Source organism: Psychrobacter sp. JCM 18902 (assembly GCF_904846615.1).
In the GTDB taxonomy this organism is placed as follows: domain Bacteria; phylum Pseudomonadota; class Gammaproteobacteria; order Pseudomonadales; family Moraxellaceae; genus Psychrobacter.
The window spans coordinates 1,009,885-1,034,435 of record NZ_CAJHBK010000001.1 but is presented as its reverse complement, the minus strand read 5'-3'; the positions used below and the strand labels follow the sequence as shown (position 1 = coordinate 1,034,435).

The following is a 24,551-nucleotide window of genomic DNA, read 5'->3' as shown; positions in this document are numbered from 1 at the left end:
GCAAAGTCCTGACTTCATTTTGGAGCAGCTACGTTATAATTGGCGCATTTTGCTAGCGACGCGTTCACAGTTCGAGCGCATAAAACTGCGAGACATAAACCCGCTCATATTTGGGAATACTCATGGTAGAAATTTTTAACTGGTTATTTGGACAATACGCTGACTATCCCACTGTCTTTATTGCTCTTGAATTGATTGCTGTCATATTTGGGGTAGCAAGTGTCTTACTCGCCAGCAGAACCAATATTTTGGTATTTCCGATCGGTCTCGTCAGCACCGCTATATTTGTTTATCTATTGTGGAAATGGCAATTATTTGGCGATATGTTTATCAATGCCTACTATACGGTGATGAGTCTATATGGCTGGATCAATTGGACACAGAGTAAGAAAAACACAGCCATAAAAAAACAGCAAGACTATATCAACCCTACTGGTCAGCAGCAAAATGAGTCGTTAGCAAGGACTAACGCCCAGAATGCTATTCAAGTAGAACATCTCGATAAAAAAGATGTGCCAATACTCGCCTTACTAGCCTCGGCGACTATTGCCTTTGTCGCGTTAGTGTATTACTTCAGACCAGTCATCAATAATAACTTTAGCTTTGATGGCGCGGTATTAGGTTTGCATTTATTTACGTGGGTCGATTACACCGATATGCTGACCACCGCGCTGTTTTTGATGGCGATGTGGCTGATGGCGCGGCGCAAAATTGAGCATTGGATACTCTGGATAATCGCCGATGCTATTTCAGTCCCGCTATACTTTTATAAAGGTCTCACTTTTACTGCGCTACAATACGTAGTCTTCACTCTTATCGCAATTTGGGCTTACTATGAATGGCAACGACGTTACCGCTTGCAACCTAAAGCAGCATACGCCTAAATCGGTCATCAATGTCGCTATCCTAGGGACAGAGAGCACTGGTAAGACCACGCTATGTCGCGACTTGGCAGCGCATTTTGGCTGCCCTTGGGTGCCAGAATACATGCGCACCTATCTACAAGCGAAATGGAATAAGGAACACTTAACTTGCACTTGGGAGGATTTACTCCCTATTGCACAAGGTCAAATTGAGTTAGAAAATAAGCTCGCCGCACAAGCCGCGCAAAATTCCGATAGCAGCTACTTGTTTTGTGACACCAGTTTATTTGAGCTAATGGTTTATTCTAATTGGTATTATGGTGATTGCCCTGATGCACTTATCCAAGCGGCGTTAACACATCATTATGACTTGATTTTATTAACCGAAGTTGATATTCCGTGGGTCGCCGATGATTTGCGTGATAGCCCCCATCAACGTGATGAAATCAGTGCTTATTTTGAAAGTCAGCTGACCCGTCACCAAAAGCCATTTCATCGCATAGGTGGTGATAGAGATGAGCGGGTACAACAAGTGCTCGAATGGCTTTCTTAAATCCATCCTATACCACGTTATAAATAAATGACCTACAACCTTACCTTTAAGAGCCTTAAGAGATCTCCATGCTAAAAAACATTGAACGATACCTAGAAAAAACCATCTTTAACAGCCGCTGGATATTAGCGCCTTTTTATTTAGGGCTGGTCTTAGGGATTATTTTATTATTTATAAAGTTCATTCAAAAAACAGTCATGATGTTCAATACTGTATTTAGCGCTTCTGTATCAGACGTCATTGTTAATATATTAGTGTTGGTCGACCTCTCCTTAGTAGCCAGTTTATTATTAATTATCATATTTAGTGGTTATGAAATATTTGTCTCAAAAATTGACACTGGTGATCACGTTGATCGACCTAGTTGGATGGGCAAAGTAGATTTTTCTGGTCTAAAACTAAAAGTCATCGGTGCCATCGTCGCTATTTCTGCGATTGATCTATTAAAATCGTTTATGGATATTCCTAATGAATTGAGTGAGGGTGAAGCGGACAAACTCATGTGGAAAGTCATCATTCATATGACTTTTGTGTTGTCTGGTTTATTATTTGCTATTATGGATAAAGTGGTTGGTGATACTAAAAAACACTGATGCCAGAAAACACTAAGGCTTATTTTTCACACACTCTCCATCGTTCTTACATATTTTTTCTTCATCTCTCCTCTATGATCTTCTTTGAACCTACTGACTGTTATATGCACAGTTTTGGACTAAAGATTCATATGAGGAGCTTTCATGCAAAAAACACTATTGACTAAATTGTCCATCATCGCCGGGCTTTGTATTATTTTTGCCATCGGTCTCGGTATGATTGGCTCAGTCATCTACGAACGACAAAATTATGCCGCGTCGGTGGTTAAAGAAATTGCCCAGCAGCACGTCAATCCGCAAGAAGTCATCACCCCATTTATCATCATCCCTACCACAATTACACCTGAATGTCAGATTACAGCACCTGAAACAACCAGTAAATGTGCACCATCCTATTTAAAAAATGAAATTATCTTTGCCAGTCAGACCCAAGCCATACAAAATCTTGAAGTCAGCACTGATACCTACAAACGTGGCATCTATCATGCGACTAGTTATGATGGTGCGTTGACATTTGACCAGCGCTATACATTTGATCAAGCCATCAGCAGCTTATATGACACTACGAGCAAAACTAGTAACGCACAAGGCTCCATCAACACACCCACCAATAAAAATAACACCCAGACCGAAAAAACCATCATCCACTGGAATGCAGCAAAATTGATTATTCCAGTATCAGATCTGCGCGGCGTGGCGACGCTACCAACGGTGACCATTGATAAAAAACCGATAAAAGCGACCTACCCTCAGACAGCGCTGCTGAAAAATCTGACCTATGTAGAAGTAGCTATTTCGCAAGATATATTACAGCGTTCAATAAAAAATATAACGAGCCAGCAGAATGGCAATAACGCCCTTGCTACTAACGGTGCTAGCGAGTCATTGACCAGTACAGAAATCGTCATTGATTTACCGTTAGCTGGTATTAGCAATGTAAGCACCGTGCCGACTGGACAAAACTTTAACTTAACGATGCGCAGTAATTGGCATGCGCCAAACTTTATTGGTAAGGCGCTCCCCAATGCCAAGAAACTTACCGCTAAAGGTTTTGAAGCCAGTTGGCAAAATCAGTATTTAACAATAGCCAACAATCAAGATTTGTCGCAGTGTGTCAGCATAGCCAACAACCGATGTGTCGTCACCAGTCAGGCCACTCTCGATAACAACAGCCAGTCAATGGCTTCTGGTGATGCGCTTATAGCAATGGAAGGCGCTGCTACAGCAGAAGCCACTGCCATACCTGATAGCTATCGAAAGGTGCGCCTAAACAGCTTTGGTGTGAGTTTTGCTGAGCCTAATGATGTGTATTTACAAACTGAACGAACGATGAAATATGCCTTATTATTAATCTTAGTATCATTCGGCACTTTCTTCTTATTCGAAGTCATTAAATCCAGTCGTATTCACCCTATTCAATATCTGTTGGTCGGTTGTGCGCTGTTTGTGTTTTATGTTTTACTATTACCACTTGCTGAGCAAATTGTCTTTTGGAAAGCGTATGCCATTGCTGCCAGCGCCTGTGTTGGACTCATTGGTTGGTATACTTATTATGTACTGGGCGGCGTCAAGCGAGCGGCGATTTTCACTGTCACATTGGCAGGATTGTATGCGGCGTTTTTCGGCATATTAACCACCGAAGATATGAATTTATTGCTTGGTGCTGTCTTCTGTTTTGTGCTACTCGCTTGCGTGATGGTCATGACGCGTAAAATTGATTGGTATAAAATTGCCTAACTCAGATAGGACATGTTAAAAGCGTTTAGCCTAGGGCTGTCTGTCTTACGTTGGTATCATTGGCTATTATTAAGCCTGCCCACATAAGACCGCTCGATCTACTCATAGATAGTTCATATAGCTATCATCTCATTTATTATCATCTAATGATCTCACTATTCAAGGCCTTTGCCCAGTCTCGACATCCATTCTCACAGCGTTCACAGAGCTGATTTGGGTCAGATATATGATCGACATAGCCGCAATGCATACATGCATAATACGTCTCTGACTCTATCTCTTCGACGGGTTGATACTGCTTAGGGAAAAGCGGCATACCGTAGCCAGTGTTTTCAGGCGGATATAACAATATACTAAAATTACCGTCTGTCTCTAGCAAGCCTGTACGCACTTGACCCAAATGCTCAACCCCTTGTTGGCGCATTTCAGTAAAAAACTCATCATGAGACATTTTACCCTTTTTAATCTTATCGAGTACCAGCATTCCGTCTTCTACAATATAGAGCGACTTCCCTTCTAATAAATCTTCAAAAGGTTGGAATTCCATCATAATCCACGTGCACAATCGATAAAGCAGGATAACGGCGCTCATGACCAGCACCGCCTGAATAATCGGCAAATCCTCGTTAAACATAGGGTCACCTGCGATAGAACCCAATGATAAAATAATGGTCAACTCAAAGATTGACAGCTGACGGACGCCGCGTTTGCCCGTCAAACGCAAAAACGAGATAATCAGCACAAACATGACGCTGACACGCACCAATATCTCAAGCGCAAATGCCCAAGTGGTGTCATGAATAAAGATACTTGCCCAATCCATATTACTTTTTCCTATCTATTGTTTTTATTTGATTTATGACGATTCATTTAAGCAATCGTTCTGAGTATGCGCTTGATCCACATCACATCACTTTTGCAGTCGGCCTTTATTGTTAATTCAACTATCATCAGTCCAATTTAAAAAACACTTTCGCCTGCGAGTGCAATAAAATATGGTCTGTTGTGAGAAACCTCCCAATTGGCAACTAGCAACTAGCAACTAGCAACTAGCAACTAGCAACTCAGTTTTCGCACTTCAGCCAGTATTTTTGCTGGTAAAAAAGCGGTAATAACAACATCCCTAAAAGTCGAATTTGCCTATTTTATTCAAAAACCAACTTCTTTATTGTAGGAATTATTTTTGAAAGCCACCTTGTACACCGTTATTGCATTAATTGCCTTTGCTGCAAACTCTCTCTTTTGCCGGATGGCGTTAGCAGAGGGTCATATAGATGCTTGGAGCTTTACCATTCTGCGCCTGCTGAGCGCTGCTGTCTGCCTAGGTATTATCATGACCATTCATGCTTATCGGTTACGACAGCATGCGCGAGATCCTGACAGTATTGCTCACGCTGCTATTTTAAACGATAAAGGCAGTTGGTTAAGCAGCGTGAGCTTAGTGATTTATGCGCTATGCTTTTCGATTGCTTATGTAGAGTTGGATACTGGTACAGGAGCGCTGATTCTATTTTCAGCGGTTCAGCTGACGATGATTGGTTGGGGCATCTATAAAAAAGAGCAATTGAGCGGCTTACAATGGCTGGCATTTATCGTAGCGGTAGCAGGGTTTGTCTATTTGATGCTACCTTCAGCAGCAGTGCCTTCGTTACTAGCGGCGGAGCTTATGGCAATCAGTGGTGCTGCTTGGGGCATATATAGCATACGCGGCAAATCATGCGTGTCACCGCTGCGAGCCACAGGTTTTAATTTCATTCGGAGTCTGATAGCAGCGCCCATACTGTTAGTGATAGGCATGACTTATCTAGACAATATAGGCTTGGAAAACATCAATTTAGGTGACATCACTAGTAAGGGAGTACTTTTGGCCTGTGCATCAGGAGCGATCGCATCCGGTATAGGCTATAGCATCTGGTATATGGCCATGCCTTTGTTAAAAAACACCCAAGCAGCAGTTGTACAACTGTGTGTACCTATACTGGCTGCGATATTAGGCGTGGTGTTTTTATCTGAGCAACTAACCGTGCCATTCGTTATAGCAAGCTCGGTTATCTTGGGTGCAGTATTGGTATTTACTTTAAATAGAGAAAAAGCCCCTACGTGAAATATTCTCATTCGTTATTTAATATAAATAGGCTAATAGAGGCTTAGTGATAAAAAAGACAGATAAGATTACTACCATAGCCCTCAAACACAACATGAAGTTACATTCTCTACGGTATCATGTTGCTTGAAGTAACAACCTACTTTTACCGATACTTTTGAGGCATATTATGAAAAAATTATTAGCCGTAGCACCTTTTGCTCTATTATTGTCTGCCTGCGCCACTAATGCACCAACTACTACGACCCCAGAGACCAATACTCAGCCAGTAGTCCAATCATTCACTTGTGAAGACAACGGTCAACTCACTGCTGCTTACACTGCAAATGGTCAAACTGCTAACCTAAACGTGACCTTGCCTAAAGTTGGCTTGACCAATGCAAAAATCACTATGGAGCAAGCGGTATCAGGTTCTGGCGCTCGTTATGTGAATAATGTTAACCCTAAAACCACTTACGATTGGCACACCAAAGCGGATTACGGCATCATGACTATTAAATCAGACAATGGTCAACAATACCAAGTGAACTGCCAACTATAATAACCCTAGAAACAAGCGTAAATAATACGTGGTGGTTATTTGAATAAAACCCATGTTTTTATTCAAATCTATTGAAAACGAAAGAGCCAGTAGTCAAACTACTGGCTCTTTTTTATGCTTAACTTTTTATGCTTGATAATTTAATCTTAATGATCAACGTTGAATCACTCAATAAAAAACTGCCTGAATACTTTATGTACCCAAGCAGTTGAAAATCATGTCGTTTTTATATTTGTTTATAGTTATTAGAAACAGCTGTTGAATCAGTCGTTAGGTATTAACTACGGCTGACCGTTAAACCACGGTCACATGCAAACGTGCATCGACATTACCGCGAGTAGCATTAGAGTATGGGCAAACTTGATGAGCTGTTTCGACCAGTGTTTGCGCTTGAACCTCATCAATACCCGACAATTCAACATACAAATCTATATCTAGGTTATATCTACCATCGGCTTTCATACCAATACCCACTTGGGTCGAGGTTTTTGAGGCAGTGATTGGCAGTTTCATTTGCTGGGCGGTCAGATTTAAAGCACTATCAAAACAAGCCGCGTAACCCATTGCAAAAAGCTGCTCTGGATTGACACCTTCCTTGTCTGTTTCTTGAAAAGAGACCAGATCAAAAGCTAGCGAACCATCGTCAAGACCTGTATGACCAGAACGACCACCCGTTGCCGTTGCGCGCGTTTTATAGAAAATTTTCATCATATATTCCTTATGGATTGGCATGTTATTGGTATTGGGCAATACGCTGCAAATCAATCTTACTGCGTTTTGGTACCATCATTATAAAAGTGAACACGCTAATCTGGTAGAGCATTACTCCAGCATCCTTGCCTATTCCTATAAATATTTATATTATTAGGCAAATTATAAAGTAAGTAGAAATCATGAAAACAAAAACGGTTGAGCAGCTACTTAGTATATTACCCAAAAACCAAACCATCGAATCAGACATTTCAGGCTTGTTTTTTTATTGTGCCGACAGACCAAGAAAGACTATCAGCTATATCCAAGACCCTAGTATATGTATCGTCTTACAAGGCACGCGTGAAATTTACTTAGGTACAGATTGCCAGAAATTTGATGACAGCAGCCTGATGTTCTGCCCTGTAAATATTCCTATAAGCATGCATATCAAACACGCCACTGTAGAGAAGCCTGTCATCGTATTGTCTATGAAATTAAATCTAGCGCTCATTCGTGAAGTCATGGCACAAATACCACCTCAGAAAAATGCCGATTATGAGCATCAAGGTATAAAATGGCCGTTAGAAGACACCATATTAACTGCATTCGAACGGCTGATAGACTTGCTTAATTATCCAAGTGACATAGATTTTTTATCACCTTTAATCCAGCAAGAGATTTATTATCGGCTACTCGCAGCACAGCAAGGTCATAAGTTTCGGCAACTGGTGGTTAACGGCAGTCACACCCACCGTATTGCCCAAGCTACCGATTGGCTAAAAGCGCATTTAGAAGAGCCCGTCATCATAGAAGATTTGGCCAGTCGATGCGGTATGAGTGTGTCGGGATTTCATCAACATTTTAAAGAAATCACTCAACTAAGCCCGCTTCAATATCAAAAAAGCCTACGATTGATGAAAGCGCGGCAGCTGATTCAACTCGGCGAGGCACAAGTATCGCAAATCGCCATGCAAGTAGGCTATGAAAGTCCCAGCCAATTTAGCCGTGAATATAAGCGGTTATTTGGAGTAAATCCAAGCAGTGAGTTAAATGTCTAACATGATGCTTCTACCATAATGCCCCTACTATAATGGTTTCTGACTAAAGCAATTCCTCTGCGCCTTGACAGCTTCATAAGCAACTGCGTACACAATGTAATTATCTGTTTAGCAGATTCCTACACCCTCCCTCTTTCCATCCGAACAAACGACGAAATATCTTACTCAAGAAAAAAACAGTTGACTTGATCTATATATTCATATTATAACATATATTATATATTCATAATTTTGCAACTATTATGATAATTTTTCTACGTGTGATCGTCAGAATATTTCGGGAGGCACTAATATGATTCGTTTAAGCTATACTCTCAAATGCTGGGCATTGGGTGTCACTTACTTTTTGGTATTTTATTTTATGGTGGTCATGAGCGACCCTGGTTTTAGCAAGTATATTTATATGCTGGCACTAAGCACCTTGTTATTCCCCGTAGCTAAGCGTTCAGTCGATGTCATGACGGACTTTTTACACCAAACACGGTATTATTTAATGGATTATTGCCCTCATTATTGATCAACGTGGTGATTTGGATACTCACGCCATTTATTGTAGCACTGACCGTTATAGCATTCGTGCTTTATAGTATGGGTGTGCTGACAGAAAAGATCAGTCACTAATTTTACTCAGGTGCTAAATTTTAGAGCAAAGGTCATATGACGCCACCTTCGCTTTTTTGTTTCATAAAAGATTTATCCATCGCAAAAAAACAATGACACTCAAAAAAAAGGCTGAGTTAGCAATTGCTAATCCAGACTTTTTATCGATAGTGAGTGAGGGTTAATTACTTAAAATCAGTAGGATATCCATACGATAACCTACTCTATCAAAGCTACGAGCAAATTTCACGAATAGTTATTTGATTTTGATATTTGCCTAGAGGCCCGTATTGACCGATGGGGCTAATGTTACCAATGACGCAAGTTTCGAAATATTTGTAATAACCTTTTTGATTGAGACTTTTCGAATTTTCAATCAATAACTGCTGTGGATCTGATACATAGTAAATGATGTTATCAGAAACGAACTCATGAACCTCAAAGCTTCTTTTAAACTTACCGCGTAACTGCACTTCTTTTTCTACGCTTGTTGGCGCGAATACCTTCACATTTTCATTATTACTGGCTTGTGTCTCATCACAGCCCGTACTCATAAATATAGTTGATGCAAATCCTAATATTATCAATCTACCTTTAATCATTATTTTTTATCCTGCTCAAAAACCTACATCAATATATTAAGTAACGACCAAAAAACTCTGGTATAAAAAATAATAGCTCTTTGATTTAATCAAATATTATCGACTAAATAAAAGAGTTATACAAGACAATTGTCAATTAGCAAGTTTTAAAACTCAAATCGATCCTTAACTCATTTTATCCCACATCTTGCTTAGGCGCTTCGGTGACACTGCCATGCGGGTTTTCATCGGTTGCGCGAATAGCTGAATACGATACTCCTCGACCATCCAGCGGTACTCACTAATGGCTTTATCATGGGCACGATTTGCCAACCGCTCCATATGCACATCAAGCGCGTATACTCCTTCGAGATCAGATTCGAGATTGTGCTCAAGCCGTTCAATACGAATCTCCAGCGCCTCGAGATAGCGCGGATACTGCTGCCAATGGCTATAATCCATGCGATAAACAAAATCAGCCAAGTGTAAGTCTTCTAATTGGTCTTCGATATCTTCGATAGACTCACCAAATACCTCTCGATCGAGCATGAGTAAGCTTTGGCGAATACGCTGCCAGCGAGTATAGACATTTTTAAGGATTTTTATAACGTTTTGCCCCGTCAATAGAAAGTTAACCGACACCACTTCCAAGGTTTTCTCGTACTCTTCTGGCGTAAAGGGTAATTCTTCAGCAAGCGCTACGGCAGTATCATCAGCGCTTTCAGGCAAATCAGCACTGTGGTCAAATAACACATAATGCTCTTCAAGCGACGCGTCCAATGCCGCGTCGATGACGATGGTTTTTAGCTTCTCCATATCACCAAGTGGTGCAAATGCCAATTTGAATATCTTATCAATTTGGCTGGTCAGCTGTTTTTTCTTCGCACCAAGCTTACCTTTTATCAAGGTCAAAACCCCGATACGGTGTGCCTGTAACGCTGCATTGACATCGGTATATTGATGGATAGATACCGCTTCACCTGACGCATCTGCTACGAGCGCAGCAAACTGCTTCATCACCACGCCTGCACTATGATGATTTTTGCTAAAGGCAAAATGCTCAGGGAATTCAGTATGCGTACCTTGCTGCTCATTCACCGCTTGGCGGGTCTCTTGAGCATGACGAATCTGTAGGGTTTGCAGGTCACGACCCTTTTCGATAATGCGGTTTTTGTCATCAACCACACAAATTTGCGGCTGCAAATAGCGATCAATGCTAGAGGGATTAAAGCTATCAGGCGTCACTGACATAACGCCGCGACGGTTGAGCGCTTGGCAAAGCTGCTTGAGCAATCCTTGTCCACCAGCAGGTTGTAGTTCATCAAACAAGCTATCGGCTATATCAGGAATCGGTACAATTTGACGGCGGATATCCTTTGGTAGTGACTTGAGCAATTGCAATACCAGCTCATAGCGCCAACCAGGAACACCCCACAATAGCTCAATCGCATCAAGCTGCGGTAGCGCGGCAAGTGGCACACGAATGGTCACGCCATCATCCTCACTGGACGGATCAAAGACATAACGTAGCGGTAGTTTTAGATCACCTAATTTCCACACTTCTGGAAAATCGCCTGTGGTCGGTGCTTGGCTATTGAGCACGTCATCATCGGTAAAAAATAGATATTTGGTATCGGTTTTTTCAACCTCGGCACGCCAATCTTCAAAGGCTTTGCGACTGGCAATATGCTCAGGTATTTTTTTATCATAAAACTGATACAGCGCTTCTTCATCAACCAACAAATCACGGCGACGTAACTTATCTTCAATGCGTTCAATATCAGCAATTTTATCCATATTATGCTGTAAAAATGGCGCTTGACGCCCTAAATTACCGGTCACCAAACCATCACGGATAAAGATTTCTCGCGACTCAGCCAAGTTCACTTGCTCATAGTTCGTCAGCTGTTTACTAATAATAATCAGCCCAAACAGACTAATCTGCGCATAGGCTTTCACTCGTCCAGTCTTCTTCGACCAATGCGGCTCAAAGTAATGGTATTTTAATAAGTCGCCTGCCGCTGAGATAATCCATTCTGGTTCAATTTTGGCAACAGTGCGCATAAAGACTTGTGAGGTTTCAACCACTTCAAAAGCCATGACCCAAGGTGGTACTTGTTTAAATACCGTACTGGCTGGGAATATTTTGGCTTTTTGCTGGCGAGCCGCTAAGTATTCACCGCGATTCTCAGTTTTATGCGCAATCGTAGACAATAGACCTGTCAATAATGCGCGGTGTAAATTGGCATATTTAACCGCTTTAAGTTCTTCATCTTCGATCGCGGTAGGGTCGCTGGTCATGTTTTCTAACGAAGCATTTTTATCGGTTCCTTTATCGGAAGCTTTTGCCTCTTTAACATCCGTCAGCTTAAGGTCTGTGACCATTTGTACTAACTGACGATGGGTTTGATTCCACTCACGTACACGCGGGAAGCTCAGATAGTTTTTCTTGGTAAAATTCTTACGCTGATTGCCAGACAGCTTATTGCCATCTTCATCTTTTTCAAATAATGCTTTCCACAGACTCAAATAGAATAAAAAGTCAGAATCATCTTGACGAAATTCCGCATGCTTTTGATCGGCTTGCTGACGTTTATTGGCAGGACGCTCGCGTGGATCCTGTACAGCAAGAGCCGCTACTACAATCAGCATCTCACGGATACAATCAAAATCACTGCCCGCAACCAACATACGTGCTAGCCTTGGATCGATTGGCATACGCGCCATTTTTTGTCCAGTTGGCGTCAGGCTTAAATGGTCGAGACCTTTTTTTGGTTTTGGCTTATTGTTTTGATGAGCAGCAGTTACTTCATTTTTAGAGGTAATCGCGCCTAACTCATCAAGCAATTTATGCCCATCAGTAACCAAGCGGCTATCGGGTGGCTCGATAAAGGCAAAATCATCAACACTACCTAAGCGCAGATTGGCCATCTGTAAAATAACGGATGCAAGATTGGTCCGTAAAATCTCAGGTTCGGTAAATTCTGGACGACCGGTAAAGTCCTCTTCGCTATACAGACGAATACAAACCCCTGGTGCGACACGACCACAGCGACCTTTACGCTGATTGGCAGCCGCTTGCGAGATTGCCTCAATGGGTAGACGCTGTACGCGTGAGCGATACGAATAACGAGAAATCCGCGCAAAACCCAAATCAATCACATAGCGGATACCCGGTACGGTCAGCGCAGTCTCGGCAACGTTGGTCGCGATAACGATACGCCGACCACGACCTGAGGGCTGAAAGATACGCTGCTGCTCTTCATAAGTCTGCCGTGCAAATAGTGGCAATACTTCTGTATGCTTTGGCCCATGACGCTCAAGCACCTCTTGTAGCTCACGAATCTCCGCTTCTGTGGCGGCAAATATCAAGATGTCTGCTTGGTCAGCATGACCTTTATTCTGTGCATCGCCAAAGCATTCTTCGACGGCGGCAACGACCGCACGTGGCAGATTTTCTTCAAAGTCATCGTAGCTGTCATCATCCGAGCTGTTCACTGGCTCATCAGTGAGGGGACGGTAACGAACTTCCACTGGAAAACTACGACCTTCGACATTGAAAATAGGTGCAGGTACGTTGCGCTTGAGCTTATTATCATAACGACTAAAGTATTCACTAAAGCGTCTAGTATCTAGTGTTGCTGAGGTAATAATGACTTTTAAATCAGGACGTTTGGGCAGTAGCTTTTTCAGATAACCCATAATGAAATCAATGTTTAAGCTACGTTCATGCGCCTCATCAATAATGATGGTATCGTATTTACTCAAGAATCTATCGTGACCTAATTCAGCCAGTAAGATACCATCGGTCATGAGCTTAACAACAGATTGCGCCGTACCCTGCTCATTAAAGCGAATCTTGAAGCTGACAGTATTACCGAGCTGCTCGCCCAATTCTTCAGCGATACGGTTTGCCACACTGCGCGCGGCCAATCTTCGAGGCTGGGTATGCCCTATCTGCCCAGTGATACCGCGACCTGCCAGCATTGCCAGCTTGGGCAATTGCGTCGTCTTACCAGAACCCGTCTCCCCTGCAACAATAATGACTTGGTGATCAATAATTGCCTGTACTAAATCTTCTGCACGTTGACTGACGGGCAAATCAAGATTCAGTTTTTCTGCCAGTTTTTCTGGAATGCTATCCATACGTGCCTGCACCGCTTGCTGTGAGCGTGTCTTGATTTTTTCATACTGCGCACGTTTTTTAGTTAGCCCATCATTGGCTTTATCGTCAAAATCTTTTTTATTTTTAGCCACAGCAGCCCTTGCCAGCTCACGCTCGAGACGACTTAAATAATAACTGTCTTTAGCGAGTACTGGTAAATCAGCAACCATATCAGGTTGTGAAGACGCTTTATTACTGTTCTCTGTCATATTTGAATTATCATTATTTGGGTTTGTTAACTTACTTAATTCATCGGATTTAAACCCATTGGCATTGTTTTCAGTCGGTATATTTGAGGTACTCTTAAAAGTATTCGGCATATTCACTTAGGCTATTTATTGTTTGGAAGTGGTTAGATTATGAGGGTAATTTGGGCGTGATTCAAGGTAGTTGTAGTGTTTGCCTAGCAACTATGCAGGCTATTACCTATTTTCAAAACGCTCAGTCAAAATATTTCTAAGCTCATTAGTCACAGGCTTAAATTTAAAATGTTCTGGCTCCATCTGAGCAATCAAAGCATACTGATCCTTTTCAATCGAGTTATTCTCACAAGAAAAATGATTCATCTCCTGACCAGTAATGGCATTAATAATATAAAAAGAGGTATCGCTATCTTCAAACTGTGTCATCTCATAGTAATTATTCGGATCCCGCATAACGAGATTAGTACCATTAGAAAGAATCGCATAATAGGTATCCTCAGTCGCTTGCTGCGCCTCTAATCTTAAAGGATTGCCTTGGGTGGCGAAATAATACTTGAGCATATAACCAATATCGCTATTAATCACATCCAAACGTAAATGCTCACCCTCTTCTGTGATGCATTGATAGATCATAAAAGGTTCGTAAATTCGTGGTTCAGTAGTGACATTCTCGTCCACTATACTCTCCCACTCCATGCCCATAATGGGCGCATCCAACATGAGGCTTCCATCCTCAGTCAACTTATACCCTGCTGGTACGTCTTGATCTTCGACCGTAAACTGGAGGTTAAACGACTCATTATTCTCTTTTCGAGCATTGTCAGTGTCGTTACTCAATACCGCTGTAGTGTCGTCCGATGTGTCTTGTTTATCCTTTTTATCCCAAAGTGTTATAGCCACTAGGACAATAAAAAGTCCTATCCCAAGACCAATACCTGCGATAACCCACTTAACAAATCCTTTTATCAAATTTCTCAAACCTGCCAGTCCTATTTTATTTCTGTGAATAAATTATTTGTAAGCTCACATGCTACTTGTATAAATAATCTGTTGACGAATAGCAGCCCCCATAAAGAAATTCTGCAACTTTTGTAATGGCAGCCTAGGAAAAGGCAGATGCAGCGAAAGTATTAACCTCTCAAACGCTACCATTTCATCAGCTAAGGCTTGTGCGACATCGGGTTGAATCTGCGGATTTTCATACATATTATCAATCAGCCAAGTGAGTTGTGGAAACTTAGCATTATCATGAATCTGATAAAGGGTCGGTAATAGCTCATCAGAGAGTTGGCAACGCGATTTGCGAATCATGCCATTTTTATAGTACATATTTAAAGCCATATTAGGGTGTGTCCTTAATTAAATGATGAAACTAAAAATGAAATAAATTCTTGTCAGTCAAAGGAGGTTTCGCAGAAAATGTAAATATATTGTCTAAAAACTTGCAAAGAGTGACGGAGATATAACCGCTTTTAGTACATTAAACTCTAGTCTCGTCAATTGATAACAATCCTAAAGTAACTTCCTTAAATTCTTGATACTTAGATAACCAACATAATCTTTATCTTTATCAGCATTTGCAAGTTCGTGACTATTATGAATCGTAGGCTCAATTAAAATCTGTACGTTTGAGATAAGATCATTGACGTTGTATATATCATCGATATCTACTTCAAATTTATCATCAATATGCGATGCGGCATTAAAAGGTGAGTCTTTATCTTTAAAAGTAAATTCTTTATAAAATGTACTTTGTTTGGCTTGTTTAATAGCCTCTGCTTGAGTAGCAGCAACGATAAGTAGCTTATGATGAAACTCTTCAAAACTCCCTCGCTGATAGCCGCCTAAATTAATAAAGAACAGTTTTAAACCATTATCATTCGCAGCTTGGTTATCTGACTCAATCAATTTAACAGTATGGTTTCCCACTTTGGTAATCGCTCTATATGAATCAATATGCCATTTATTGTTGACTTCCGGCCAATGATTATTGATATCGTTTATTAGCTCGCTTACCTGATTGGCTACACCAAAGAAAATATCATGCTGCTCAATCAAACGACCTTTGGGGCGACCACCAAGCTGCACCATAAAGAGTGTTGGCATTTTACGACGTCCTTATTTAAGATATAAAACTCATGGTTAGTCTAATGAATATTATCAGCTTACACTAAAGAATCTTCGACCATTTTACAGTTACAATACTCGCCCTGTCCTTAATGCAAACGCCCAATCTTCGCGACCATTCATTGAAGCCAGTTTAGCCGCAGCTTCATAATCATAAGGCACCTTGATATGCTCAGTTTGCCAGTATTTACCCTGTTCAGCATCAACACATTTAATAAGCACATAACTGGCATGGGGCGAATAGGTTTGCATCTTATGCAAAATAGGCAAATCATCTTCATAGGCTGGGTAACCAACACTACCTGTATTAATGATTATCTGACCTGTCGATAGCGTGACTGTACGTGGAATATGAGTATGACCACATACGATCACTGAACTGCCAATACCGTTAAGCTGTGCCAAAATGTCTAGATTATCACGTAAGGTCGGCTGACCCGTCTCGATATTTTCTAACAAATAGACCATGTCATCGGTTGGTGACCCATGGCACAGATAAATATTCTCACTCAAATGACAATCAAACGGCAAATTCTGCAGCCACTTAACCGCTGCTTTTGGCAAGTCCTCTATGATAAAAGCCATGGTTGCGTTGTTGCCAATCTCCGCCGTTGTCGCTTCATAAATCTGTCTATCCTGATTACCTCGAATAATAATGATATCGTTCTGCTGTGCCATTAAGAGCGCATAGGTATCTTTGGGGGCTATCGGTCCGTATAAAATATCACCCAGATTAACAATTTGATCAATGTCGCGCTGTTTAATATCAGTCAGCACGGCTTCAAGCGCGAAGACATTACTATGAATGTCGGAAATAGCTGCGATAGTATTTAATTGCTTGTTATTAGAGTTGGAGTTAGAGTGCGCCATCCTATTTATTTTCCTAACAAATCACTATGTTATACATCGACTAACCGTAAAAAGGAACAGAAAAGAGAAACAAAAAACCCAATGGCTCGTGATCATTGAGACATTGGGTTTCATAAATTATGATTAATGTGATTGATAAACTATATTAAGAAGAAATAAGCCCACAATCCGACGACAAAGGTAGCAATGATATTAAGAATGACACCCGTACGGATCATTTCGCTCTGTTTAATCAATCCCGTACCAAAGACAATCGCATTTGGCGGTGTCGCAACGGGTAGCATAAAGGCACAAGATGCACCAATACCGATGACCAATACCAACACTTCGTGTGGTAAACCCATCTGCTCTGCAATGGCAGCAAATACGGGAACCAGCAGTGCGGCAGAAGCGGTATTAGAAGCAAACTCCGTTAAGAAAATAATAAATGCTGATACCGCAATCATCACCACGATAAGCGGTGCAGAAGACAAGGCATTAGCGACCGTCTCCCCTAGAACCAAGGACGCACCTGATACCTTCAAAATCGTCGATAGGGCGATACCGCCACCGAACAGCATGAGTACACCCCAATCGGTATTATCAGACACCTGCTTCCACGATACCAATCCTAAGCTGACCACAGCAGCAGCAGCTGATAAGGCAATCACTGCATCAGTATCCGTAATATCAAGCGCAGCCCCAATCTTTTTGGAGAAAATCCAGCTCAATGCGGTGACAATAAAGACGATAATCGTCACTACGCGAGGTTTATTCCATACAATAGGCTCATCTTCAACCAGTACAATTTTACGGTTCAGGTTGGGCTTCAAAAACACATACATTGCACCTAACAATAGCGGCAATAATACCAGCATCATCGGCACACCAAACTTCATCCAGTCCACAAAGGCAATATTGAGCGCTTTTGCAGCGATAGCATTTGGTGGCGAACCAACGATCGTACCTAAACCACCAAGGCTTGCTGAATAAGCGATACCTAATAGTACAAATACAAAAGTACCTCGGTCTTTTTCACGGTCAACTTGCGTTAAAATACCCAGTGCTAATGGCAACATCATCGCCGCCGTCGCAGTATTCGATATCCACATCGATAAAAATCCGGTCACGCCAAATATCAAAAATACCGCTGTGCTTAATTTGCCACCTGACATCGATAAAATCTTCAGGGCAATTTTTTTATCCAATTGCTGCACATGCAAGGCTGCCGCTAAAGCAAAACCACCAAAAAACAAATAAATGGTCGGATTGGCAAAGCTTTGTAAGCCTATTTCGGCATCGAATTCTGGTATACCTACTAGGGCACCAACCACGACTACCAATAGTGCCGTAATCGTGACGTGCAACGCTTCCGTTAGCCACAATACGCCGATGAAGAACAATAATGCAAGACCCTTATTGGCATTGATATCGAATGGCAATACATTATAAATAATCATACTGATAACCGCCGCAATAGCGACCACTATCAACCCTTTACCAGTACCCTTTGGAAAGGTATCGGTAAATAAATACTCATTGCCATCATCAGGAAGATGGCTATCTAGTTTTTGCTCTGACATAAAATGTCCTTATTTTCCCAAAGACAGTGTAAAAAGACGCTAAAATAAAAACGCATGTTAGCGATTAATGGTTATTCAACCAGCAACCACAAAAAATACGCCGTTATCATAACAGATATATAACAAAAAGCTGATGCAACAAAGCCTTTATAAAAAAAACCTTATAAAATTTGCAATAAATATGGTTGTTTCACAAGTAAAGAATTACTTTAATGCGTTTTAGGAAAGGTACTTTAAAACGGTACTTTATAGAGATGACTTTTATCTCATGAGTTTTTAATTTTTGAACCGAACGCCGAGAGTGAGTGAGAGCAACTTATAACCAAGTAATCGCTTCTAATTAAACAGCAAGCCTTGTGAGTTGCAGTTACACATCGTCACTAAACAAGCGTACACTTAGTATGTACAAGCGTATGGTGCTATCTCATAATAAATAAGTCAAAATAAATTTCTAATACCAGTAATAGTTTAACAACTATTTTTTATTAGTATTTATATCGGAAAATGAATAACAATAAATAGGAGCACTTTATGACAGATGCAAATAAAACAGATTCAACCACTAAAATGGCACCGAGAGATATCAATCAAGACAGTTTGGCTAAAAAAGATCAGCAGCGTACCGATGACTCTGCACTCGATATGATGCAAGGGTTGCATGAACATGAAGACCATAAGGAAGAAGGTAAAAACTAAATCACAGCTTTATTATTACCTCAAAGCAAAAAATAAAGGGTACTGATCGTTATGATGAGTGCCTTTTATTTTTTGGCTCTCTTTTTTCTGGCAAGCGATCTGAGACGTAGTTATATATAAATGCTGCTGTTAAAACGATAGCAATGGGTACAAATAGCGCTTCATAGCCAACCTTGGCGAATAAAAATGCTCCAACGGCGCTGCCACCGCAAAAGCAATACCAAATAATGGCTTGGAACCCTAATGTCGGTTTGCTAATCGATCGACCCGCCAACCAGTTGCCAATCGCTGCGCCCATATCTGATGTCAAACCCGTCAAATGGGTAGTACGAATAACCGCGCCACTATAAGTCGCTACCATGGCATTCTGTAATCCGCATGCCATTGCCGCTGCCAACTGTCCTAAATAATCATGCTGCTGATACAACCAGTAGCTGACCATTAACAGTGCCGCCTCGATATATAGTGCACTACCATAGCGCCTACCTAACTTTAATGATGTCTGCCCAATCACATAACCGCTCAGTATCGCACCTGCCAAAAAAGACAATAGCAGCGCACCGATATACAAGATACTACGCACATCCAAGTAAGCAATAGCCGCTGCAAATAAGCTTACGTTGCCAGTGACGTGAGAAACCGATAGATTGGTAAACCCCATTAACGCAGCAGTGTTAACACAGCCAGCACTGAATGCCAGTACTGCCCCGCCCCACAATATCCACTTTGGTAATTTGGTTATCATATTCGCCGCCTAATGGCTTATCACCAAAAAGCATCTATTATAACCAAAAAAGGCAACCTATTGGCTGCCTTCCTGATCTATAGAACCCTATAACCGACTATTGAAGTGGATTATTTCGGCTCATCAAGCATCATTAGTTGCTCACTGATAGCCACAGTATTAAAACCTGCGTCAACAAACATGATCTCGCCGGTAATACCAGATGCCCAAGGTGATAGCAAGAAAAGCGCCGCATTACCGACTTCGGTTTGTGTGATATTACGTTGTAGCGGCGCGATTTTTTCGCTGATATCGAGCATTTTACGGAATGATTTGATGCCACTGGCAGCAAGCGTGCGAATAGGACCTGCTGAGATCGCATTGACACGAATGCCTTCACCGCCCATAGAGGTAGCAAGATAGCGAACACTGGCTTCGAGGCTGGCCTTTGCCATACCCATGACGTTGTAGTTTGGCAATACCGAGATACTACCTTCATATGTCAATGTCAGCATCGAACCGTGACGCATGGCCAATAAAGCACGGGCTTCTTTGGCTAATGCCACAAAACTATAGCTTGAGATATCATGGGCAATTTGACTACCTTCACGGGTCGTTGCCTTAACAAAATCGCCATCAAGCTGATCCATCGGCGCAAAGCCAATCGCATGTACCACACCATCGATTCCATCACCCCAATGGGCAGTGATTTGCTCAAAGCAGGCAGCGATAGACTCATCAGACGCCACATCACACTCAAGTACCAAATCTGCTTCGAATTTCTCCGCTGCCATATCGACACGCTTTTTGATCTTATCATTAGGATAAGTGAGAATTAATGAGGCACCCTCACGGTGCAGTGCCTCAGCGATAGCCCAAGCGATAGACAGTTTGCTCGCAATGCCTGTCACGACAAATCGTTGTCCTTGTAGTAGCATAATATTTCCTTTTGGGTCGATCAAAATTATTTAATCATATTAGGTTATTTAGAGTGATTAGATACGATGAATATCACAGCGTAAAAAGCATAAATTATAAAATAAGTCATTATACACGAATTAATTTAAGTAAACAGTCGTAAACTGTATTCCCTTATAATGGCGTCTAATATTGATTAAACGCCCAACTGCTCGCCACAGCAGTATGAAGTTAAGTAGATTTCAAGTATAATCACAGCCCTTCCCAGCTTGCACAATTTTTATAAAAATCCTTTACCACAGTTATTTGTGACTGTTCGTAATTAGGGATTTAGCGTTAAGCTACACCCACATTTTGGATGGCTGCCAAACTTATGAGTAACACCCCAACAATAGCATCAAATTACCAAGAAAGCGTTGAGTCTTATCGTCAACTGATTCTCTCAACTGGCGAGGACTTACAGCGTCCCGGTCTTGAAGAAACGCCGATGCGTGCCGCGAAAGCTTTTGCACATCTAACCCAAGGTTATCATCAAAGCTTGGATGAAGTCGTCAATGACGCCCTGTTTCCATCAAGCAATCGCGAGCTGGTATTGGTACAAAATATTGAATTTTATTCATTGTGCGAACATCATATGCTGCCTTTTCATGGTATCGCTCATGTAGGCTATTTACCCAATGGTCAAGTACTGGGCTTATCAAAATTTGCCCGTATCGTCGACATGTTCGCCCATCGTTTGCAAGTTCAAGAAAATTTAAGCGAACAAGTGGCACAAACTATCATGGATGTCACTGGCTGTCGCGGTGTAGCAGTAGTGATGGATGCAGCACATATGTGTATGATGATGCGCGGCGTAAATAAGCAGCACTCCACCACACGTACAACATCGATGTTGGGTGAATTTGTCCATGATAACCAAGCGCGCAATGAGTTTTTGAGTGCGATTCCTAGACGTCAACCTGCATTCTAACGCTTCAAGTAATAATAGATAATAAAAAAAGGATACTTAAGTATCCTTTTTTAATGCGTACCTTTCAATATAGCTATCATTAATAACTAGCAATCAATCCTTGATTGCAATATAACGAGGCTTAACTAACCTAGCTTACTTCATCAATCCAATTGCCATAACCTTCTGCTTCCATCTGTGCCAGTGGAATAAAACGCATTGCCGCTGAATTCATACAGTAGCGCTTGCCTGTCGGTGCTGGACCATCGTCAAATACATGACCGACGTGTGAGTCTGCATAGCGGCTACGAATCTCGGTACGGCTTCCGAATATCCCTCGGTCTTCCTTCTCAACGACCATATCCGTGCTCAATGGACGGGTAAAGCTTGGCCAGCCAGTGCCAGATTTGTATTGATCACGAGAGGAATATAGTGGCTCCCCCGATATCACATCGACATACAGCCCAGGCGCTTTATTATCCCAATATTTATTATCAAAAGCGCGTTCGGTGCCGTCTTTTTGAGTGACTTTATATTGAATGTCACTGAGCGACTGCTTTAGCTCATCCTGTGCAGGCTTCACAAAGGTATCTGGATTGAATCCTGTGCTAGCTTTAGTAGCTGACGCATTGTTTGATATTGCCTGTACGCTACCTGCCGCCGTAGGTTTAAACTGGCTAAAATCCAGCTCGTAGTCTTTACCATAGACACTTTCGATAAATTGATAGCGCCCAGAATTAAAGGTATAGGCCTTATAGCGGATTGGGTTTTTCTTATAATAATCTTGATGATACTCTTCAGCAGGATAAAATTTGCTAGCAGCAACAATTTCAATCACAACTGGTTTGCTATAGATACCAGAGTCTTGCAGTGATTGCTTAGCAGCTTCCGCTATCTGCTTTTCTTGTGCATTACTATAAAAAATAGCAGGACGATACTGAGTACCACGATCTACAAACTGACCTTTATCATCGGTAGGATCCCCAATGCGCCATAACGCTTGAACGATACCATTATAGGTGATTTTCGTCGGGTCATAATAGACTTGAGCCGCTTCAGTATGCCCTGTGCCGCCTGCTGATACAGTGCTATAAGTTGGATTGGTCGATTGACCGCCGGTATAGCCAGAGACCACTTCTACAACGCCAGGTATTTTTTCATAACCCGCTTCCACGCACCAAAAACAACCGCCAGCGACCGTAGCGACTGCGAGATTTGGGTCTGTTGGCGCATAAGGATTATCGATGGCAGTATTTTTCACAGCGGGCGTATTTTCGGTGGCAGCACAGCCAACGAAAACCATACTGATGGCTGCTACAGCCATCGCAATAGCGCCCGTCTTTAATTTATGATTCATCGATACCTCCTAAAAGTAATATAATATAACCATGGTAACTCTTTGACCTCACTAAACTATACCTAAATTGTGATAAAAATTTAACAGTAATTAGATATTATTTAATATAATTAAACAGTAAAATTCTGAATTATACACAATTTCTTAATAAGATAAGTTTGATACAAAGTATGATAATTAAAAAAGAGCACATTACGGACAGCGTAGTGTGCTCTTTTATATTACATCAATATATCTTAGGCTGCTTATGTAGCTTATGTAGCTTAGTTACTTTTTCATTTTCCAGCAGTATACTCATCACTGGCTTGCTGAATCTTGGTTAAAATAGCCTTGATTTCAGACGCTGATAGATAAGTCGGTACGGCATAAGTATCACTGACTTCTTTTGCTGCTGCTTTGGCAATTTTATCAAAATCACTGCTTTGCATGCCTTTCACCGTTGGATCGATATTCAAGGCGGCAATCAGTTCGCGTACTTGCGCGATGAGGTGGTCGGCAATCTCAGCATCACTCTTGCCAGCTTGTCCTGATTTTACCATACCTGTTTTTCTAGCCAACTCTGCCAGTCTTTTTTTACTTCCTTGATGATTGACATCAAGCACATACGGCAGCACGATGGCATTGGCACGACCGTGAGGAATACTGTAATACGCCCCTAGCTGATGAGCGATAGCATGAACGTAACCAAGACCCGCTTTATTAAAGGCAATACCGCCGTAATGAGCGGCAATACCCATTGCTTCTCTGGCTTTAAGATTGCCGCCGTCTTTATAAACCAGCGGTAGGTTTTGCATCACAGATTTGACCGCAGAAGCCGCATAATAATCGGTCTCTACGCTCGCATTAGCACTCATCCAAGCTTCAAGCGCGTGCGTTAAAACATCGATACCCGTATCCGCTGTGATATGAGCAGGCATGCCTTTCATAATAACAGGGTCAATAGCCGCTGCTAATGGCACCATTCTTGGGTCAATAGACAGCGCTTTTTGATGCGTTTTATCGTCTGATACTACTGCACCAAGGGTTGCTTCTGAACCTGTTCCAGCCGTGGTAGGAATACAATAGAGCGGCATAGAAGGCTTTCTGGCTTTAAGAATGCCGATAAGCTGTTGCGGCTTGCAGCTATTGCCTTGTGACATCGCAATCATCTTAGCCGCATCAATCACAGAGCCGCCGCCGATGGCAATAATCGAATCGCACTTAGCATCGATAGATTTGCGCAGTCCCTCTTCGACGACTTTAAAAGTAGGGTCTGGGGTAATGCCGTCATAAACGGTATAGCTGATATTTTTGCTATCTAGATAATCAGTCACTTTGGCTGGAATGCCTAGCTTATTAAGCACGGCATCAGTGACGATAAATACATTGGTGCTGCCTTCGTTGATGGCCATATCACATAGCTCTTCACAAGAGGTCTCACCGACAAATAGCATTGGTCTTCTAATTGGAACAACATAAGCGAACGCTTTTAAGACTTTAGCGCGTGTTTTAGCAACGGCTAAATAACCGACATTCTGCAATCCATTGGTATTTACTAACTTGTTATTTACTAATTTAACAATACTATTTTGTTTTTTCATAAGTAAAAATCCTTTTTAATGATGGTAATAATAGCGATGACAATCCTTTAAAGCAGCAATTTAAACTGCTCTTTAAC

Annotated in this window: 22 protein-coding genes; 9 read left to right on the top strand and 13 right to left on the bottom strand. The window is 41.6% G+C overall.

Going from position 1 to position 24,551, the window contains the following annotated elements:
• The first annotated feature begins 122 nt into the window (after positions 1-122).
• From pnuC to creD, 4 genes are all read left to right on the top strand, one after another.
• Complete coding sequence (pnuC, locus tag JMY05_RS04285; protein WP_045447439.1) at positions 123-884, top strand: nicotinamide riboside transporter PnuC; 762 nt, start codon at positions 123-125, stop codon at positions 882-884.
• Positions 835-1,416, top strand: a complete 582-nt coding sequence (locus JMY05_RS04280; RefSeq protein ID WP_045447436.1) for an AAA family ATPase — start codon at positions 835-837, stop codon at positions 1,414-1,416. Before pnuC ends, JMY05_RS04280 begins: the two co-directional genes overlap by 50 nt.
• Before the next feature lie 68 nt (positions 1,417-1,484).
• Complete coding sequence (locus JMY05_RS04275) at positions 1,485-2,009, top strand: TIGR00645 family protein (protein WP_045447433.1); 525 nt, start codon at positions 1,485-1,487, stop codon at positions 2,007-2,009.
• Between the two features lie 144 nt (positions 2,010-2,153).
• Positions 2,154-3,746 (top strand): cell envelope integrity protein CreD, encoded by a 1,593-nt coding sequence (gene creD / locus JMY05_RS04270; protein ID WP_201614241.1) that lies wholly within the window; start codon positions 2,154-2,156, stop codon positions 3,744-3,746.
• Positions 3,747-3,885: 139 nt separating this feature from the next.
• Here creD and JMY05_RS04265 read toward each other — a convergent pair whose 3' ends face one another.
• A complete protein-coding gene (locus JMY05_RS04265) occupies positions 3,886-4,569 on the bottom strand; it encodes a DUF421 domain-containing protein (protein WP_045447424.1) in 684 nt (227 codons plus the stop codon).
• Between the two features lie 360 nt (positions 4,570-4,929).
• Between JMY05_RS04265 and JMY05_RS04260 the strand changes: the two genes are divergently transcribed.
• Complete coding sequence (locus tag JMY05_RS04260) at positions 4,930-5,850, top strand: DMT family transporter (protein ID WP_201614240.1); 921 nt, start codon at positions 4,930-4,932, stop codon at positions 5,848-5,850.
• 169 nt (positions 5,851-6,019) lie between these two features.
• A complete protein-coding gene (locus tag JMY05_RS04255; protein ID WP_045447422.1) occupies positions 6,020-6,391 on the top strand; it encodes an MliC family protein in 372 nt (123 codons plus the stop codon).
• A 294-nt stretch (positions 6,392-6,685) separates the two neighbouring features.
• Here JMY05_RS04255 and JMY05_RS04250 read toward each other — a convergent pair whose 3' ends face one another.
• Entirely contained in the window at positions 6,686-7,099 is a 414-nt protein-coding gene (locus JMY05_RS04250) for an organic hydroperoxide resistance protein (RefSeq protein ID WP_045447420.1), read from the bottom strand.
• A 185-nt stretch (positions 7,100-7,284) separates the two neighbouring features.
• Here JMY05_RS04250 and JMY05_RS04245 point away from each other — a divergent pair, with 185 nt between their 5' ends.
• Positions 7,285-8,142, top strand: a complete 858-nt coding sequence (locus tag JMY05_RS04245; RefSeq protein WP_045447419.1) for an AraC family transcriptional regulator — start codon at positions 7,285-7,287, stop codon at positions 8,140-8,142.
• Positions 8,143-8,975: 833 nt separating this feature from the next.
• On the opposite strand, the gene JMY05_RS04240 is transcribed toward JMY05_RS04245, so the two are convergent.
• The 7 genes from JMY05_RS04240 to JMY05_RS04210 form a co-directional block, all read right to left on the bottom strand.
• A complete protein-coding gene (locus tag JMY05_RS04240) occupies positions 8,976-9,344 on the bottom strand; it encodes a hypothetical protein (protein ID WP_045447416.1) in 369 nt (122 codons plus the stop codon).
• A gap of 165 nt (positions 9,345-9,509) precedes the next feature.
• A complete protein-coding gene (gene hrpA / locus JMY05_RS04235) occupies positions 9,510-13,697 on the bottom strand; it encodes an ATP-dependent RNA helicase HrpA (protein WP_227678101.1) in 4,188 nt (1,395 codons plus the stop codon).
• A 213-nt stretch (positions 13,698-13,910) separates the two neighbouring features.
• Complete coding sequence (locus JMY05_RS04230; protein WP_045447414.1) at positions 13,911-14,669, bottom strand: hypothetical protein; 759 nt, start codon at positions 14,667-14,669, stop codon at positions 13,911-13,913.
• A 45-nt stretch (positions 14,670-14,714) separates the two neighbouring features.
• Complete coding sequence (locus tag JMY05_RS04225; protein ID WP_045447411.1) at positions 14,715-15,032, bottom strand: hypothetical protein; 318 nt, start codon at positions 15,030-15,032, stop codon at positions 14,715-14,717.
• A gap of 171 nt (positions 15,033-15,203) precedes the next feature.
• The gene (locus JMY05_RS04220) at positions 15,204-15,797 is read right to left on the bottom strand and encodes a DUF1543 domain-containing protein (RefSeq protein ID WP_201614239.1); all 594 of its coding nucleotides are present in this window, start codon (positions 15,795-15,797) and stop codon (positions 15,204-15,206) included.
• Between the two features lie 90 nt (positions 15,798-15,887).
• Positions 15,888-16,688: a metallophosphoesterase family protein gene (locus tag JMY05_RS04215; RefSeq protein ID WP_045447408.1), complete on the bottom strand. Its 801-nt coding sequence runs from the start codon at positions 16,686-16,688 to the stop codon at positions 15,888-15,890.
• Positions 16,689-16,828: 140 nt separating this feature from the next.
• Positions 16,829-18,250 carry an SLC13 family permease gene (locus JMY05_RS04210; RefSeq protein WP_201614238.1) on the bottom strand — a complete coding sequence of 474 codons (1,422 nt, stop codon included), beginning with the start codon at positions 18,248-18,250 and terminating at the stop codon, positions 16,829-16,831.
• Positions 18,251-18,781: 531 nt separating this feature from the next.
• Between JMY05_RS04210 and JMY05_RS04205 the strand changes: the two genes are divergently transcribed.
• A complete protein-coding gene (locus tag JMY05_RS04205) occupies positions 18,782-18,946 on the top strand; it encodes a hypothetical protein (RefSeq protein WP_176393024.1) in 165 nt (54 codons plus the stop codon).
• Positions 18,947-18,995: 49 nt separating this feature from the next.
• On the opposite strand, the gene JMY05_RS04200 is transcribed toward JMY05_RS04205, so the two are convergent.
• Positions 18,996-19,691, bottom strand: a complete 696-nt coding sequence (locus JMY05_RS04200) for a YoaK family protein (RefSeq protein ID WP_087814274.1) — start codon at positions 19,689-19,691, stop codon at positions 18,996-18,998.
• Between the two features lie 110 nt (positions 19,692-19,801).
• Entirely contained in the window at positions 19,802-20,608 is an 807-nt protein-coding gene (locus JMY05_RS04195; protein ID WP_045447404.1) for an enoyl-ACP reductase, read from the bottom strand.
• Between the two features lie 353 nt (positions 20,609-20,961).
• Between JMY05_RS04195 and folE the strand changes: the two genes are divergently transcribed.
• Positions 20,962-21,558, top strand: a complete 597-nt coding sequence (gene folE, locus JMY05_RS04190) for a GTP cyclohydrolase I FolE (protein ID WP_227678100.1) — start codon at positions 20,962-20,964, stop codon at positions 21,556-21,558.
• 130 nt (positions 21,559-21,688) lie between these two features.
• Here folE and msrB read toward each other — a convergent pair whose 3' ends face one another.
• Positions 21,689-22,894: a peptide-methionine (R)-S-oxide reductase MsrB gene (gene msrB, locus JMY05_RS04185; RefSeq protein ID WP_201614236.1), complete on the bottom strand. Its 1,206-nt coding sequence runs from the start codon at positions 22,892-22,894 to the stop codon at positions 21,689-21,691.
• Positions 22,895-23,169: 275 nt separating this feature from the next.
• Positions 23,170-24,474, bottom strand: coding sequence for an iron-containing alcohol dehydrogenase (locus JMY05_RS04180; protein WP_201614235.1), 1,305 nt, complete (start codon positions 24,472-24,474; stop codon positions 23,170-23,172).
• Positions 24,475-24,551: the final 77 nt, after the last annotated feature.

Bases quoted from the DNA above. Each gene is read 5' to 3' on its own strand.
- creD (WP_201614241.1), top strand. From the start codon at position 2,154: ATGCAAAAAACACTATTGACTAAATTGTCCATCATCGCCGGGCTTTGT.
- JMY05_RS04210 (WP_201614238.1), bottom strand. From the start codon at position 18,250: ATGTCAGAGCAAAAACTAGATAGCCATCTTCCTGATGATGGCAATGAG.
- JMY05_RS04205 (WP_176393024.1), top strand. From the start codon at position 18,782: ATGACAGATGCAAATAAAACAGATTCAACCACTAAAATGGCACCGAGA.
- JMY05_RS04225 (WP_045447411.1), bottom strand. From the start codon at position 15,032: ATGGCTTTAAATATGTACTATAAAAATGGCATGATTCGCAAATCGCGT.
- JMY05_RS04275 (WP_045447433.1), top strand. From the start codon at position 1,485: ATGCTAAAAAACATTGAACGATACCTAGAAAAAACCATCTTTAACAGC.
- pnuC (WP_045447439.1), top strand. From the start codon at position 123: ATGGTAGAAATTTTTAACTGGTTATTTGGACAATACGCTGACTATCCC.
- JMY05_RS04220 (WP_201614239.1), bottom strand. From the start codon at position 15,797: ATGCCAACACTCTTTATGGTGCAGCTTGGTGGTCGCCCCAAAGGTCGT.
- hrpA (WP_227678101.1), bottom strand. From the start codon at position 13,697: ATGACAGAGAACAGTAATAAAGCGTCTTCACAACCTGATATGGTTGCT.
- JMY05_RS04240 (WP_045447416.1), bottom strand. From the start codon at position 9,344: ATGATTAAAGGTAGATTGATAATATTAGGATTTGCATCAACTATATTT.
- JMY05_RS04180 (WP_201614235.1), bottom strand. From the start codon at position 24,474: ATGAAAAAACAAAATAGTATTGTTAAATTAGTAAATAACAAGTTAGTA.
- JMY05_RS04265 (WP_045447424.1), bottom strand. From the start codon at position 4,569: ATGGATTGGGCAAGTATCTTTATTCATGACACCACTTGGGCATTTGCG.
- JMY05_RS04215 (WP_045447408.1), bottom strand. From the start codon at position 16,688: ATGGCGCACTCTAACTCCAACTCTAATAACAAGCAATTAAATACTATC.
- JMY05_RS04255 (WP_045447422.1), top strand. From the start codon at position 6,020: ATGAAAAAATTATTAGCCGTAGCACCTTTTGCTCTATTATTGTCTGCC.
- msrB (WP_201614236.1), bottom strand. From the start codon at position 22,894: ATGAATCATAAATTAAAGACGGGCGCTATTGCGATGGCTGTAGCAGCC.
- JMY05_RS04280 (WP_045447436.1), top strand. From the start codon at position 835: ATGAATGGCAACGACGTTACCGCTTGCAACCTAAAGCAGCATACGCCT.
- JMY05_RS04245 (WP_045447419.1), top strand. From the start codon at position 7,285: ATGAAAACAAAAACGGTTGAGCAGCTACTTAGTATATTACCCAAAAAC.
- folE (WP_227678100.1), top strand. From the start codon at position 20,962: ATGAGTAACACCCCAACAATAGCATCAAATTACCAAGAAAGCGTTGAG.
- JMY05_RS04195 (WP_045447404.1), bottom strand. From the start codon at position 20,608: ATGCTACTACAAGGACAACGATTTGTCGTGACAGGCATTGCGAGCAAA.
- JMY05_RS04200 (WP_087814274.1), bottom strand. From the start codon at position 19,691: ATGATAACCAAATTACCAAAGTGGATATTGTGGGGCGGGGCAGTACTG.
- JMY05_RS04250 (WP_045447420.1), bottom strand. From the start codon at position 7,099: ATGAAAATTTTCTATAAAACGCGCGCAACGGCAACGGGTGGTCGTTCT.